Here is a 15,109-nt window from a genome sequence, read left to right on the forward strand (position 1 = left end):
GCATTGAGCGAAGAAAATACGTACGACTCATCGAGCATTAAAGTGCTGAAAGGCCTGGATGCCGTGCGCAAACGTCCCGGTATGTACATTGGTGACACCGACGATGGCAGCGGTCTGCACCACATGGTGTTCGAGGTGGTCGACAACTCGATCGACGAAGCCCTCGCCGGCCACTGCGACGACATCAGCATCATCATCCACCCGGATGAGTCCATCACCGTTAAAGACAACGGCCGTGGCATCCCGGTAGACGTGCACAAAGAGGAAGGCGTTTCCGCCGCCGAGGTCATCATGACCGTCCTCCACGCTGGCGGTAAGTTCGACGACAACTCCTACAAGGTATCCGGCGGTCTGCACGGTGTAGGTGTTTCTGTTGTGAACGCGCTGTCCGAAGAGCTGGTACTGACCGTTCGCCGCAGCGGCAAGATCTGGGAACAGACCTACGTTCACGGCGTGCCTCAGGCACCGATGGCGATCGTTGGCGACAGCGAAACCACCGGTACCCAGATTCACTTCAAGGCTTCCAGCGAAACCTTCAAGAACATTCACTTCAGCTGGGACATCCTGGCCAAGCGCATTCGTGAACTGTCCTTCCTCAACTCCGGTGTCGGCATCGTCCTCAAGGATGAGCGCAGCGGAAAGGAAGAGCTGTTCAAGTACGAAGGCGGCCTGCGTGCGTTCGTTGAATACCTGAACACCAACAAGACTGCGGTCAACCAGGTGTTCCACTTCAACATCCAGCGTGAAGACGGCATCGGCGTGGAAATCGCCCTGCAGTGGAACGACAGTTTCAACGAGAACCTGTTGTGCTTCACCAACAACATTCCGCAGCGCGACGGCGGCACCCACCTAGTGGGCTTCCGTTCCGCACTGACGCGTAACCTGAACAACTACATCGAGCAGGAAGGTCTGGCGAAGAAGCACAAAGTCGCCACCACCGGTGACGATGCCCGTGAAGGCCTGACCGCGATCATCTCGGTGAAGGTGCCGGATCCGAAGTTCAGCTCCCAGACCAAAGACAAGCTGGTGTCTTCCGAAGTGAAGACCGCGGTCGAACAGGAAATGGGCAAGTACTTCTCCGACTTCCTGCTGGAAAACCCGAACGAAGCCAAACTGGTCGTCGGCAAGATGATCGACGCCGCCCGTGCCCGTGAAGCGGCGCGCAAGGCTCGTGAAATGACCCGCCGCAAAGGCGCGCTGGACATCGCCGGTCTGCCGGGCAAACTCGCTGACTGCCAGGAGAAAGACCCGGCGCTGTCCGAACTGTACCTCGTGGAAGGTGACTCCGCGGGCGGCTCTGCCAAGCAGGGACGTAACCGCAAGACCCAGGCCATCCTGCCGCTGAAGGGCAAGATCCTCAACGTCGAGAAAGCCCGTTTCGACAAGATGATCTCGTCCCAGGAAGTGGGCACCCTGATCACCGCGCTGGGCTGCGGCATCGGTCGCGAAGAGTACAACATCGACAAGCTGCGCTATCACAACATCATCATCATGACCGATGCTGACGTCGACGGTTCGCACATCCGTACCCTGCTGCTGACCTTCTTCTTCCGTCAGTTGCCTGAACTGATCGAGCGCGGTTACATCTACATCGCCCAGCCGCCGCTGTACAAAGTCAAGAAAGGCAAGCAAGAGCAATACATCAAAGACGACGACGCCATGGAAGAGTACATGACGCAGTCGGCCCTGGAAGATGCGAGCCTGCACCTGAACGAAGACGCCCCGGGCATTTCCGGCGAAGCGCTGGAACGACTGGTGAACGACTTCCGCATGGTGATGAAGACCCTCAAGCGTCTGTCGCGCCTTTACCCGCAGGAGCTGACCGAGCACTTCATCTACCTGCCGGCCGTGAGCCTGGAAATGCTCGGCGACCACGCCAAGATGCAAGACTGGCTGGCCCAGTACGAAGTCCGTCTGCGCACCGTCGAGAAGTCGGGCCTGGTCTACAAGGCCAGCCTGCGTGAAGACCGTGAACGTGGCGTGTGGCTGCCAGAGGTCGAACTGATCTCCCACGGCCTGTCGAACTACGTCACCTTCAACCGCGACTTCTTCGGCAGCAACGATTACAAGACCGTCGTCACCCTCGGTGCTCAACTGAGCACCCTGCTCGACGAAGGCGCGTACATCCAGCGTGGCGAGCGCAAGAAAGCGGTCACCGAGTTCAAGGAAGCCCTGGACTGGCTGATGGCCGAAAGCACCAAGCGCCACACCATCCAGCGATACAAAGGTCTGGGCGAAATGAACCCGGATCAGCTGTGGGAAACCACCATGGACCCAAGCGTGCGCCGCATGCTGAAAGTCACCATCGAAGACGCCATCGGCGCAGACCAGATCTTCAACACCCTGATGGGTGATGCGGTCGAACCTCGCCGTGACTTCATCGAGAGCAACGCTCTGGCGGTTTCCAACCTGGATTTCTGATCCCGGTCGGCGCTAACGAAAAGGCCAACGCACAAGCGTTGGCCTTTTTTATTGCCTGCGATTCACTCCCCTGCCGCCACACTCTCCAACCGATACCCATACCCATAAATCGTCAGCAACTGCCAACCCCGATCCGCCGTCAGCCCGAGCTTGTTGCGCAGGCGATAGATATGAGTGTCCAGTGGCCGAGACGTGGACATTTCTTCGTGGGGCCAGAATCGTTCGTATAGGTAATCCCGTGACAGCGGTCGGCCAAGGTTGCTGAACAGACAATGGGCGAGACGATACTCACGTTCAGTCATGACGATCGGTTTCCCGTCGCGGGTGACGGTCAGTTCGGCATCGTCGAACACCAGGTCATTGAAACGCAGAACCTCGGCCGGGGCGCTTCGTTGCAGGCTGTGCCGACGCAATACCGCCGCCACGCGGGCCTTCAGTTCATTGGGCCGAAACGGTTTGCTGACGTAATCGTCGGCCCCGGCATTCAGGGCCTGGACGATATCGCTTTCACCGTCGCGGCTGGTGAGCATGATGGCCGCCGGGGGGGCTTCCATGTGTTCGCGGGTCCAGCGCAGCAGCGCGAGGCCGGTGAGGTCGGGCAATTGCCAATCGAGGATCAGCAGGTCGAAGGTTTCCCGGCGCAACTGTCGCAGCAGGTCTTCACCACTTTCGAAGCTGTGCAGTGACCAGGGCTGTCCTCCGGCCTCGGCCATTTGTTGCAGGGTCTGCTCGACCCGGCGCAGTTCGGCGGGTTCATCGTCTAGTATCGCAACGCGCATACGCGGTGGTTCCTTGTCGCTCGGGTGGGTGCCGACCGGATCGGCTCACTCCATGCAGTGAAAGTAAGCGGCACGCCATAGGGCGAGCCGCTATGATTCTTCGGGTCTACGTCCTCAGACCGGCCGCCTATGAAACCATTCAACCCGCCCTGCCCTGTTTCCCATGAATAACCAGCGCCGACATGAAAGCCGCGTCCCCAGCCAGGTTCAGCGTTTGTTCCGGCAACTGGTGCGCGAGTGGGTGTGGATAAGTCTAGTGCTGTTGCCGCTGACTGCACTGCTTTCCTGGCGCGCGCAGATCAATTTGCATGACCCGGCGCCATTGATGGGCGCAGGACTCTCGGTAGCCATGGTCGCGTGCGTACTTGGATTGCTGCTGTGGCGTCCACGTCTGGCGCTCTGGCTGACATTGGGCGGGATGGCCTGCGTGCTGCTGACCAGTGCGGGGCTGGCGGAGATGAGGCGTTGGTGGTCGCCGACACCGGCGGTGCTGGGTATGTTGTTCGGTTATTTGATCTGGAACTGGCGACGTCTGAGCGTGGTGCTGACCTATTTCGGCTGGGAGCTGGCGCGGCTGGACAGTGAACCGAAAGTCTTTCCCGAACGGCGTCGGGCGCAGTTTCCCAGCGCCGACCGCTTGCAGGGGCAGATCATGGCGCTTGAGCAAGCCATGAGCCGCACCCGCGATACCCGCCGATTCATTGCCGACGGGCTGGAGTATCTGCCGGTCGCAACGCTGATCAGCGATCCACGGGGACAAGTCTTGTTGGGCAACCGCAAGGCCCGGAGCCTGTTCGATCACAATCTGGTGGGCGAGGATGTGCTCGATCAACTCGCGAGCCTGGGCTATCCGGAGTTGTCCACAGAGTCGCGTCCGCCGCTATCCGAGCTTCCTCTGCTGGAATTTCGTGACCACAAGGAGCGTAGCCTGCGTCTGGAGCGCGCCGCTTTATTGCCGGTCGATGGCGACTTGCCGATCGGCTGGCTCCTGAGCCTCACTGACCTGAGCGCCGAACGCGCCGCCGAGGAACAGCGCGGTGTGTTGCTGCGCTTCCTGTCCCATGACCTGCGTGCCCCTCATTCGGCGATTCTTGCCCTGCTCGAGGTACACCGGCATCAGACGGGAACGGATTCGCCGCTGTTCGAACAGATTGAGCGCCAGGTACGCCGGGCGCTGGAGCTCACCGACGGCTTTGTTCTGCTGGCACGGGCCGAATCCGAGACGTATCAGTTTCAACCGAGCCTGTTCGGGATGCTGGTCATGGACGTGCTGGATCAGGCCTTGCCCATCGCCCAGCAAAAACGCATTGAGCTTTTGAGCGACATGGACGAACAATCACACGAGCGCCTGATCCTGGCCGATCAGGGCTTGCTGACCCGCGCACTGTTCAACCTGCTGGAAAATGCAATCAAGTACAGCCCGGCCGGATCAACCGTCGATCTGCGTGTCAGTTGCCACAACGACTGGCTGCGTTGTGAACTGACCGATCAAGGCAAAGGCATCGCTGCAGAGGAGCTGCCCGACCTGTTCAGCCAGTACCGGCGCTTTTCTTCTGCACAGGGCATCGACGGCGTGGGCCTGGGGTTGTCGATGGTCAAAGCCGTGGTCGATCACCATGGCGGTCGGATCGAGTGCCTGAGCGTGGTCGATCAAGGCACGACGTTCCGCCTGGATCTGCCGCTGATCGCCGAAGAGCAGGCATAAAAAAACCGGCTATATCAGCCGGTTTCCTTACTTCCGAAAAAAACTTATGCACCTTTTACGGCGTTTTATCAGTTTCGGAAATATATAAGTAAATCAGTTACTTAATTTGATAATTCGGGACTTTGCGAACAAACCGTACACAGGTTATCCACAAATCTCAGACAGCGATTTGATCGTTCGCAGCCGGTGCCTCAGGGGCCGGAGGCAGCGAGCCCATTTCTCGTTGCGTTTTCTCGTTCCACGCCTGCACCCGGTCATTCAGATCGGCGATGGCGCGCGGGCCGCTGCCCTCGGCGTACATCGGCTCACCGATGACCACGGTAATCACACCCTGCTTTTTACCCCAACCGATTTTCGGCCAGAACTTGCCGGCATTGTGCGCAATCGGCAGCACCGGAAGCGCCGCATTCACCGCCAACGCGCTGCCACTGCGGGAGAACTTGCCGATGGTGCCGTGGGGAACGCGAGTGCCTTCAGGGAAGATCAGCACCCAGACATTATCCTTGAGCAGCTCGTCACCCTTCGCAGCCACTTGCTTGAGGGCGGCTTTCGGGTAGTCGCGGTCAATCGCGATCGGCCGCAGCATGGCCATCGCCCAGCCGAAGAACGGCACGTACAGCAGTTCGCGCTTGAGCACCTGGCTCAAGGGCGAGAAATAAGCGGAGAGAAAAAACGTCTCCCACGTGCTCTGGTGGTTCGATTGAATCACGCAGGGCCGGTCAGGGACGTTTTCCGCGCCTTTGACTTCGTAACGGATACCGAGAAACACCTTGGTCAACCACAAGGCGCAGCGGCACCAGTACACGTTGATGAAACGATAGCGCGCCTTGAACGGCAGAAAGGGCGCGATAAAAAAGCTCAGGCTGCACCACAGCAGAGCGGTGGTGCCCAGCAGCAGGTAAAAGAGGAAGATTCTGATGGCCTGCAGTATCGACATGGCGACGTTTACCGTTACGGGCGATGCCCGACTGTTCAAGCGCACTCCCGATCAATCCCTGGTCAGGAACTTCAGAAGCACTCTAGTTGTGGATAAGTTCTGCGGCAATCGCCGCGAGATCGTCAAAAATCAGGGTGCCCACCGGCAAGGTCTTGGCCTGAGTCTTTTCGCCTTTCCCGGTCTTTACCAAAACGGGCTGTGAATCGACGGCTTTGGCGGCCTCCAGGTCACCAAGGCTGTCGCCGACGAACCAGACATTCGTCAGCGCGACGTCGTAATGCTGCGCGATGGTTTTCAACATCCCCGGTTTCGGCTTGCGGCAGTCGCAACCCTCGTCCGGCCCATGCGGGCAGTACACGATCAACCCGACTTCACCGCCCTGCTCCGCCACCAGTTCGCGCAGACGCGCGTGCATGGCATCGAGGGTGGCGAGGTCGTAGTAGCCGCGAGCAATGCCCGACTGGTTGGTGGCGACCGCCACCGTCCAGCCGGCCTTGCTCAACTGCGCAATCGCTTCGATCGAGCCGGGCAGCGGAATCCACTCCTCCACCGACTTGATGTAAGCGTCGGAGTCGTAATTGATCACTCCGTCCCGATCGAGAATCAGCAGTTTCAACAGCAATCCCTCAACCCAGCAGCGAAATGTCGGCAACGCCCAGGAACAGGCCACGCAGACGCGCCAGCAGCGCGTAACGGTTGGCCCGTACATTGGCGTCTTCGGCATTGACCATCACCGCGTCGAAGAACGCGTCGACCGGCTCGCGCAGGGCGGCCAGACGTGCCAGCGATTCGTTGTACTGACGCGCCGCGGCCATTGGCTGTACAGCCTGGTCCGCCTGCTGGATCGCCGAGTACAGTGAGAACTCGTTGGCGTTGTCGAAGTACTTGGCCTGAACGTCGGTCGGCACCGAGCCTTCGACTTTACTCAGCAGGTTCGAAACACGCTTGTTCACCGCCGCCAGCGCTGCCGCTTCCGGCAGTTTGCGGAAGGCCTGCACCGCTTGCACACGCTGGTCGAAGTCCAGCGCCGAACCCGGCTTCAGGGCACGTACCGACAGGTAAGTGGCAACATCCACGCCTTCGTCTTCGTAACGCGCACGCAGACGATCGAAGATGAACTCCAGCACCGCGTCGTTCAGGCCGGCAGCCTTGACCTTGGCACCAAACGCATTCACGGCGAACGCCACGGCGTCGTTCAGGTCCAGATCCAGTTGTTTCTCGATCAGGATCCGCAGCACGCCCAGTGCCGCACGGCGCAGGGCATACGGGTCTTTGCTGCCGGTCGGCAACATGCCGATGCCGAAGATGCCGACCAGGGTGTCGAGCTTGTCGGCGATGGCCACGGCCGCACCGGTCAGGGTGGCTGGCAGTTCAGCGCCGGCACCGCGCGGCATGTACTGCTCGTTCAGCGCCAGGGCGACGTCTTCCGGCTCGCCGTCATTGAGGGCGTAGTAGTAACCGGCGACACCTTGCATCTCCGGGAACTCGCCGACCATTTCGGTGGCCAGGTCGCACTTCGACAGCAACCCTGCACGGGCAGCCCACGAAGCGTTGCCACCGATGCGAGCGGCGATGTACGCGGCCAGTTTCGATACGCGCTCGGCCTTGTCGTAGACGCTGCCGAGTTTTTCCTGGAACACCACGTTCTGCAGGCGATCGTTGAACGCTTCGAGCTTCTGCTTCTTGTCCTGCTTGAAGAAGAACTCGGCGTCGGTCAGACGTGGGCGAACCACTTTCTCGTTACCGGCGATGATCTGCTGCGGGTCTTTGGATTCGATGTTGGCCACGGTGATAAAACGCGGCAGCAACTTGCCATCGGCATCCAGCAGGCAGAAGTACTTCTGGTTGTCCTGCATGGTGGTGATCAGCGCTTCCTGCGGCACGTCCAGGAAACGTTCCTCGAACGAGCACACCAGCGGCACCGGCCACTCGACCAGCGCGGTCACTTCGTCGAGCAGCGCCGGTGGCACGATCGCGGTGCCTTCCTGACGGGTTGCCAGCTCTTCGGTGCGCTTGCTGATGATTTCGCGACGCTCGTTGGCGTCGGCCAGCACGTAGGCGGCACGCAGGTCTGCCAGATAGCTCGACGGCGAACCGATGCGCACGCTTTCCGGGTGGTGGAAACGGTGGCCACGGGATTCACGGCCAGCCTTCTGCGCGAGAATCGTGCAGTCGATGACCTGGTCGCCGAGCAGCATCACCAGCCACTGGGTCGGACGCACGAACTCTTCCTTGCGCGCACCCCAACGCATGCGTTTCGGGATCGGCAGATCGTTCAGCGAATCTTCGACGATGGTCGGCAGCAGGCTGGCGGTCGGCTTGCCGGCGATGTTCTGGCTGTAGCGCAGTTTCGGACCGCTCTGGTCGATTTCGCTCAGCTCGACGCCGCACTTCTTGGCAAAGCCCAGTGCCGCTTGAGTCGGGTTGCCTTCAGCATCGAACGCGGCCTGACGCGGCGGGCCGTCGAGGTTGATGCTGCGATCCGGCTGCTGGGTGGCCAGCGCGGTGATCAGCACAGCCAGACGGCGCGGCGCTGCGTAGACAGTTTTGGTCTCGTAATTCAGGCCGGCAGCTTGCAGGCCCTTGTCGATACCGGCCAGGAACGCTTCGGCCAGGGTGTTCAGGGCTTTGGGTGGCAGTTCTTCGGTGCCCAGTTCAACCAGAAAATCTTGAGCACTCATTGTGCAGCCTCCAGCTTGGCCAGTACTTCGTCACGCAGGTCCGGGGTTGCCATCGGGAAGCCCAGCTTGGCGCGGGCCAGCAGGTAGGCTTGGGCGACGGAACGCGCCAGGGTGCGAACGCGCAGAATGTATTGCTGACGCGCAGTCACCGAGATCGCCCGGCGCGCATCCAGCAGGTTGAAGGTGTGCGAGGCCTTCAGAACCATTTCGTAGCTTGGCAACGGCAGCGGCTGGTCGAGTTCGATCAGGCGCTTGGCTTCGCTTTCATAGAAATCGAACAGTTCGAACAGCTTGTCGACGTTGGCGTGTTCGAAGTTGTAGGTGGACTGCTCCACTTCGTTCTGGTGGAACACGTCGCCGTAGGTCACTTTGCCGAACGGACCGTCAGCCCAGACCAGGTCGTAGACCGAGTCCACGCCCTGCAGGTACATGGCCAGACGCTCCAGACCGTAGGTGATCTCGCCGGTCACCGGGTAGCACTCGATGCCGCCCGCCTGCTGGAAGTAAGTGAACTGGGTCACTTCCATACCGTTCAGCCAGACTTCCCAGCCCAGACCCCAGGCGCCGAGGGTCGGCGATTCCCAGTTGTCTTCGACGAAGCGGATGTCGTGGACCAGCGGGTCCAGGCCGACATGCTTGAGGGAGCCCAGGTACAGCTCCTGGAAGTTGTCCGGGTTCGGCTTCAGGACGACCTGGAACTGGTAGTAGTGCTGCAGACGGTTCGGGTTTTCGCCGTAACGGCCGTCAGTCGGACGGCGGCTTGGCTGCACGTAGGCGGCGTTCCAGGTTTCCGGGCCGATGGCGCGTAGGAATGTCGCGGTGTGGAAAGTGCCGGCGCCTACTTCCATATCGTAGGGCTGAAGTACCACACAACCTTGCTCGGCCCAGTATTGCTGGAGCGCGAGGATCAAGTCTTGGAAGGTACGCACGGCTGGCGTAGGCTGGCTCACGAAATTCACCTGTTTCTTGGGCTGCGATTTAAAGAGCGGGAGTATACCCGATTCAGTCGCACCTCCACCCCTGGAGCCTTATGCCACGCTGCTTTTGGTGCAACGAAGATCCGCTGTACATGGCTTACCACGATCAGGAGTGGGGCACGCCGCTACGCGATGCGCAGGGTTTGTTCGAGTTGCTTTTGCTCGAAGGGTTCCAGGCCGGGCTTTCGTGGATCACCGTGCTGCGCAAGCGCGAGCGGTATCGCGAGGTGTTGTTCGGCTTCGACGTACAGCGCGTGGCGCAGATGAGCGACGCGGAAATCGATCAATTGATGCTCGATCCGGGGATCATCCGCAACCGCCTCAAGCTCAACGCCGCCCGACGCAACGCCCAGGCCTGGCTGGCGCTGGAAGATCCGGTGGCCTTCCTCTGGTCGTTTGTGGATAACCGCCCGGTGATCAATCATTTCAAGGATCGCAGCGAAGTCCCGGCGATCACCCCGCAGGCCGTGGCCATGAGCAAAGGCCTGAAAAAGGCCGGTTTCACCTTTGTCGGTCCGACCATCTGCTACGCGCTGATGCAGGCCTCGGGCATGGTCATGGATCACACCCAAGACTGCGACCGCTACGCGCAGCTCGTCAACGCCGGTTAGAATGGCCGCCTCGCGCACAGCACAAGATCAGGAGTGACCTGTGGAAAAGTTTAAAGGCGCCATGCTGGTTGGCGCTCTGCGGCTGTTTGCCCTGCTTCCGTGGCGGGCCGTGCAGGCCGTGGGTTCGGCGATCGGCTGGATCATGTGGAAAACCCCCAACCGTTCCCGCGATGTGGTGCGGATCAACCTCGCCAAATGTTTTCCACAGATGGACCCGGCCGAACGCGAGCGTCTGGTCGGCCAGACCCTGAAAGACATCGGCAAGTCCCTGACCGAAAGCGCCTGCGCCTGGATCTGGCCGGCCCAGCGCTCCATCGATCTGGTGCGCGAAGTCGAAGGCCTCGAAGTGCTGAAAGAAGCGCTGGCCTCGGGCAAGGGCGTGGTCGGCATCACCAGCCACCTGGGCAACTGGGAAGTGCTCAACCACTTCTATTGCAGCCAGTGCAAACCGATCATTTTCTACCGGCCGCCGAAGCTCAAGGCGGTGGATGAATTGCTGCGTAAACAACGCGTGCAACTGGGCAACAAAGTCGCCGCGTCGACCAAGGAAGGCATCCTCAGTGTCATCAAGGAAGTGCGCAAGGGTGGTCAGGTGGGGATTCCCGCAGACCCGGAACCGGCCGAATCCGCCGGGATCTTCGTGCCGTTCTTCGCCACCCAGGCCCTGACCAGCAAGTTCGTGCCGAACATGCTGGCCGGTGGCAAAGCGGTTGGGGTGTTCCTGCATGCCCTGCGGTTGCCGGACGGTTCCGGCTATAAGGTGATCCTCGAAGCGGCGCCGGAAGCCATGTACAGCACCGACACTGAAACCTCCTGCGCGGCGATGAGTAAAGTCGTCGAGCGTTATGTGGCGGCTTATCCGAGCCAGTACATGTGGAGCATGAAACGCTTCAAAAAGCGTCCGCCGGGCGAGGCGCGCTGGTACTGATCGGCAATGTGCGTTTGTGGATAACCTGACCAAACGGGTTATCCACAGCCGTCACGGCTTCTGCCGTTCGAGCTTCTTCAGAAACACCGTCATTTCCTTCTCGGCCTGCTTGTCGCCATGGGCCCGGGCCGCTTCCAGCCCCTGCTCCCACGCATGACGCGCAGCCGCCATGTCACCCAGCGCCACTTGCGCTTTGCCCAACAATTTCCACGCCGCCGAGTATTTCGGATCGAAGCCGACGCAACGCTGGAAATGCTCGGCCGCTTTCGCATTCTCCCCCAGATCCAGATAACCCTTGCCTAGGCCGAAGCGCAGCAGCGAGTTATCCACACCCTTGGCGAGCATTTTTTCCAGGGATTCGATCATCGGTCTCGCCTCTTGGTCGGTCAGAAGAAACTCAGTCCTACGTGGAACAGCTTCTCCACATCGCGAATATGCTTTTTATCCACAAGGAACAGGATCACATGGTCGCCCGCTGCGATCACCGTATCGTCATGAGCGATGATCACTTCTTCATCGCGGATGATCGCGCCGATGGTGGTTCCTGGCGGCAGCGCGATGTTTTCGATGGCCTTGCCGATGACTTTGCTCGACTTCGAATCGCCATGGGCCACCGCTTCGATGGCCTCTGCCGCGCCCCGACGCAATGAGTGCACGCTGACGATATCGCCGCGCCGCACGTGGGCCAGCAAGGTGCCGATAGTCGCCAGTTGCGGGCTGATGGCGATGTCGATGTCGCCGCCCTGGATCAGGTCGACGTACGCCGGGTTGTTGATGATCGTCATCACCTTCTTCGCGCCCAGACGTTTGGCCAGCAGCGACGACATGATGTTGGCTTCGTCGTCGTTGGTCAGGGCAAGGAAGATGTCCGCGTCGGCAATATTCTCTTCCAGCAGCAGGTCGCGATCCGACGCGCTGCCCTGCAGCACCACGGTGCTGTCGAGTGTGTCGGAGAGATAACGGCAGCGCGCCGGGTTCATCTCGATGATCTTCACCTGGTAGCGGCTTTCGATGGCCTCGGCCAGCCGCTCGCCGATCTGCCCGCCACCGGCGATGACGATGCGCTTGTAGCTTTCGTCTAGACGGCGCATTTCGCTCATCACTGCGCGAATGTTCGCACGGGCGGCGATGAAGAAGACTTCGTCGTCGGCCTCGATCACGGTATCGCCCTGGGGAAGAATCGGTCGGTCACGACGGAAAATCGCGGCGACTCGGGTTTCCACATTCGGCATGTGTTCGCGCAACTGGCGCAGTTGCTGACCCACCAACGGCCCGCCGTAGTAGGCGCGCACCGCGACGAGTTGTGCCTGGCCTTCGGCGAAATCGATCACCTGCAAGGCGCCGGGATGCTGGATCAGACGCTTGATGTAGTTGGTGACGACCTGCTCGGGACTGATCAGCACGTCGACCGGAATCGCCTCGTTCTGGAACAGTTGCTCCTCGCGGGTCAGGTACGAAGCTTCGCGCACCCGGGCAATCTTGGTCGGGGTGTGGAACAGGGTGTGAGCGACCTGGCAGGCGACCATGTTGGTCTCGTCGCTGTTGGTCACCGCGACTAGCATGTCGGCGTCGTCGGCACCGGCCTGACGCAGAATGTTCGGCAACGAGCCACGGCCCTGCACGGTACGGATGTCGAGGCGGTCGCCAAGATCGCGCAGACGGTCGCCGTCAGTGTCGACCACCGTGATGTCGTTGGCCTCGCTGGCCAGATGTTCAGCCAGCGAACCGCCGACCTGTCCCGCACCGAGGATGATGATTTTCATCCAGTCACTCCATTGAATCCGTTTAGCCGCGCGCGGCAGCGATCTTGATCAGCTTGGCGTAGTAGAACCCGTCATGCCCGCCCCGCTGGGCCAGCAATTGGCGACCATGGGGCTGCTTGATCCCGGCGGTGGTGGCCAGATCCAGCTCCCGGGCACCCGGTGTGCGCTCAAGGAACGCGGCGATCACTTCGGTGTTCTCGGTCGGCAAGGTCGAGCAGGTGGCGTAAAGCAGGATGCCGCCCACTTCGAGGGTTTTCCACATCGCGTCGAGCAACTCGCCTTGCAGTTGCGCGAGGGCGGCAATGTCGTCGGCCTGACGGGTCAGCTTGATGTCCGGATGGCGGCGGATCACGCCGGTGGCCGAGCACGGCGCGTCGAGCAGGATGCGCTGGAACGGTTTGCCGTCCCACCAGGCTGCCGTGTCGCGACCGTCGGCGGCGATCAGTTCGGCGTTCAGACCGAGGCGCTCGAGGTTTTCCTTCACTCGCACCAGCCGCTTGGCTTCCAGATCCACCGCCACCACGCCGGCCAGTGCCGGTTCGGCTTCGAGGATGTGGCACGTCTTGCCGCCCGGCGCGCAGCAGGCGTCCAGCACTCGCTGGCCCGGCGCGAGGTCAAGCAGGTCGGCGGCCAGTTGCGCGGCCTCGTCCTGCACGCTGATCCAGCCTTCGGCGAAGCCAGGCAGGCTGCGCACGTCGGCAGCGGCCTCCAGCACGATGCCGTCGCGGCTGAAGGTGCACGGCTGCGCGGCGATACCCGCTTCAGTCAGCAGACCAAGGTAGGCGTCACGGCTGTGATGACGGCGGTTGACCCGCAGGATCATCGGCGGATGCGCGTTGTTGGCTTCGCAGATCGCTTCCCATTGCTCAGGCCAGAAGGCCTTCAGGGATTTTTGCAGCCAGCGCGGGTGAGCGGTGCGAACCACCGGGTCGCGCTCCAGTTCGGCGAAGATCGCCTCATGTTCGCGCTGGGCATTGCGCAGCACGGCGTTGAGCAAGCCTTTGGCCCACGGCTTTTTCAGCTTGTCGGCGCAACCGACAGTTTCGCCGATCGCGGCGTGCGGCGGGACGCGGGTGTAGAGCAGTTGATAGAGACCGACCAGCAACAAAGCCTCGACATCGGCGTCCGCTGCCTTGAACGGTTTCTGCAGCAGTTTTTCCGCCAGCGCCGACAAGCGTGGCTGCCAACGGGCGGTGCCGAACGCCAGGTCCTGGGTGAAACCGCGATCGCGATCCTCGACCTTGTCCAGTTGCGTCGGCAGGGAGCTGTTGAGCGAAGCCTTGCCGCTGAGGACAGCAGCGAGTGCCTTGGCGGCGGCCAGGCGCGGGTTCATTGCGCGTCCACCGCTGTACCCAGCACGGTGCCGGTAGCGAATTTCTCACGACGGCTGTTGAACAGATCGCTGAAGTTCAGTGCCTTGCCGCCGGGCAATTGCAGACGGGTAAGGCACAGCGCCTGTTCGCCACAGGCGACGAGCAGACCGTCCTTGCTGGCGCCGAGAATGGTGCCCGGTGCGCCTTTGCCGTCGGCCAGTGTCGCCGCCAGCACTTTCAGCGCTTCGCCGTTGAGCGTGCTGTGGGTGATCGGCCACGGGTTGAAGGCGCGGACCAGACGCTCCAGCTCAACGGCCGGGCGGCTCCAGTCGATGCGCGCTTCGTCCTTGTTCAGTTTGTGCGCGTAGGTGGCGAGCTCATCGTTCTGCACTTCGCCTTCCAGGGTGCCAGCGGCCAGACCGGCAATCGCCTGCACCACGGCGGGCGGGCCCATTTCGGCGAGGCGATCGTGGAGGCTGCCGCCGGTGTCTTCGGCGCTGATCGGTGTCACGACTTTGAGCAGCATCGGCCCGGTATCGAGGCCGGCTTCCATGCGCATCACGGTCACGCCGCTCTCGGCATCGCCCGCTTCCACGGCGCGCTGGATCGGCGCCGCACCGCGCCAGCGTGGCAGCAGCGAGGCATGGCTGTTGATGCAACCCAGGCGCGGAATATCCAGCACCGCTTGCGGCAGGATCAGGCCGTAGGCGACCACCACCATCAAATCCGGTTTCAGCGCCGCGAGCTCGGCTTGAGCGTCGGCGTTGCGCAGAGTCGGTGGCTGCAACACCTGGATATTGTTTTCCAGGGCGAGCTGTTTGACCGGGCTCGGCATCAGTTTTTGCCCACGACCGGCCGGGCGATCCGGTTGGGTGTAGACCGCAACGATCTCGTAAGGGCTGTCCAGCAGGGCCTTGAGGTGTTCGGCGGCGAATTCCGGGGTGCCGGCAAAAACGATGCGCAGTGGCTCAGTCATGGGGGAGTCTCATAAAAA

Annotated in this window: 13 protein-coding genes; 4 read left to right on the forward strand and 9 right to left on the reverse strand. The window is 61.3% G+C overall.

The annotated features are described in order from the left end of the window. Window positions 1-3: 3 nt before the first annotated feature. Entirely contained in the window at window positions 4-2,421 is a 2,418-nt protein-coding gene (gene gyrB / locus ABFB52_RS01015) for a DNA topoisomerase (ATP-hydrolyzing) subunit B (protein WP_011331734.1), read from the forward strand. Window positions 2,422-2,483: 62 nt separating this feature from the next. Here gyrB and ABFB52_RS01020 read toward each other — a convergent pair whose 3' ends face one another. Then, complete coding sequence (locus ABFB52_RS01020) at window positions 2,484-3,200, reverse strand: response regulator transcription factor (protein ID WP_064592400.1); 717 nt, start codon at window positions 3,198-3,200, stop codon at window positions 2,484-2,486. 163 nt (window positions 3,201-3,363) lie between these two features. On the opposite strand from ABFB52_RS01020, the gene ABFB52_RS01025 reads away from it, so the two are divergent. After that, window positions 3,364-4,905, forward strand: coding sequence for a HAMP domain-containing sensor histidine kinase (locus ABFB52_RS01025; protein WP_129972470.1), 1,542 nt, complete (start codon window positions 3,364-3,366; stop codon window positions 4,903-4,905). Between the two features lie 157 nt (window positions 4,906-5,062). Here the strand turns inward: ABFB52_RS01025 and ABFB52_RS01030 are convergent, their stop codons facing one another. From ABFB52_RS01030 to glyQ, 4 genes are all read right to left on the reverse strand, one after another. Continuing rightward, window positions 5,063-5,842 carry a lysophospholipid acyltransferase family protein gene (locus ABFB52_RS01030; RefSeq protein ID WP_129972471.1) on the reverse strand — a complete coding sequence of 260 codons (780 nt, stop codon included), beginning with the start codon at window positions 5,840-5,842 and terminating at the stop codon, window positions 5,063-5,065. 82 nt (window positions 5,843-5,924) lie between these two features. Further along, the gene (gene gmhB / locus ABFB52_RS01035) at window positions 5,925-6,464 is read right to left on the reverse strand and encodes a D-glycero-beta-D-manno-heptose 1,7-bisphosphate 7-phosphatase (RefSeq protein ID WP_165369524.1); all 540 of its coding nucleotides are present in this window, start codon (window positions 6,462-6,464) and stop codon (window positions 5,925-5,927) included. A 4-nt stretch (window positions 6,465-6,468) separates the two neighbouring features. Then, the gene (gene glyS, locus ABFB52_RS01040) at window positions 6,469-8,523 is read right to left on the reverse strand and encodes a glycine--tRNA ligase subunit beta (protein WP_085713090.1); all 2,055 of its coding nucleotides are present in this window, start codon (window positions 8,521-8,523) and stop codon (window positions 6,469-6,471) included. Further along, complete coding sequence (gene glyQ / locus ABFB52_RS01045) at window positions 8,520-9,473, reverse strand: glycine--tRNA ligase subunit alpha (RefSeq protein ID WP_003187265.1); 954 nt, start codon at window positions 9,471-9,473, stop codon at window positions 8,520-8,522. The genes glyS and glyQ overlap by 4 nt, the downstream gene beginning before the upstream one ends. Window positions 9,474-9,553: 80 nt before the next feature. On the opposite strand from glyQ, the gene tag reads away from it, so the two are divergent. Continuing rightward, window positions 9,554-10,111: a DNA-3-methyladenine glycosylase I gene (gene tag / locus ABFB52_RS01050; RefSeq protein WP_085748011.1), complete on the forward strand. Its 558-nt coding sequence runs from the start codon at window positions 9,554-9,556 to the stop codon at window positions 10,109-10,111. 40 nt (window positions 10,112-10,151) lie between these two features. After that, on the forward strand, window positions 10,152-11,039 hold the full coding sequence (locus tag ABFB52_RS01055; RefSeq protein WP_085748012.1) for a lysophospholipid acyltransferase: 888 nt from the start codon (window positions 10,152-10,154) through the stop codon (window positions 11,037-11,039). A 51-nt stretch (window positions 11,040-11,090) separates the two neighbouring features. Here the strand turns inward: ABFB52_RS01055 and ABFB52_RS01060 are convergent, their stop codons facing one another. From ABFB52_RS01060 to fmt, 4 genes are read right to left on the reverse strand one after another with little or no spacing between them, the layout of a single operon-like run. Then, window positions 11,091-11,405, reverse strand: coding sequence for a tetratricopeptide repeat protein (locus tag ABFB52_RS01060; protein WP_085748013.1), 315 nt, complete (start codon window positions 11,403-11,405; stop codon window positions 11,091-11,093). A gap of 20 nt (window positions 11,406-11,425) precedes the next feature. Further along, complete coding sequence (gene trkA, locus ABFB52_RS01065) at window positions 11,426-12,802, reverse strand: Trk system potassium transporter TrkA (protein ID WP_085606334.1); 1,377 nt, start codon at window positions 12,800-12,802, stop codon at window positions 11,426-11,428. Between the two features lie 22 nt (window positions 12,803-12,824). Beyond that, complete coding sequence (gene rsmB / locus ABFB52_RS01070) at window positions 12,825-14,135, reverse strand: 16S rRNA (cytosine(967)-C(5))-methyltransferase RsmB (RefSeq protein WP_085748014.1); 1,311 nt, start codon at window positions 14,133-14,135, stop codon at window positions 12,825-12,827. Next, window positions 14,132-15,091 (reverse strand): methionyl-tRNA formyltransferase, encoded by a 960-nt coding sequence (gene fmt, locus ABFB52_RS01075; RefSeq protein WP_129972472.1) that lies wholly within the window; start codon window positions 15,089-15,091, stop codon window positions 14,132-14,134. The genes rsmB and fmt overlap by 4 nt, the downstream gene beginning before the upstream one ends. Window positions 15,092-15,109 lie beyond the last annotated feature (18 nt).

This window comes from Pseudomonas sp. 9.2(2024) (assembly GCF_039695385.1).
Taxonomy (GTDB): Bacteria; Pseudomonadota; Gammaproteobacteria; order Pseudomonadales; family Pseudomonadaceae; genus Aquipseudomonas; species Aquipseudomonas paraglycinae.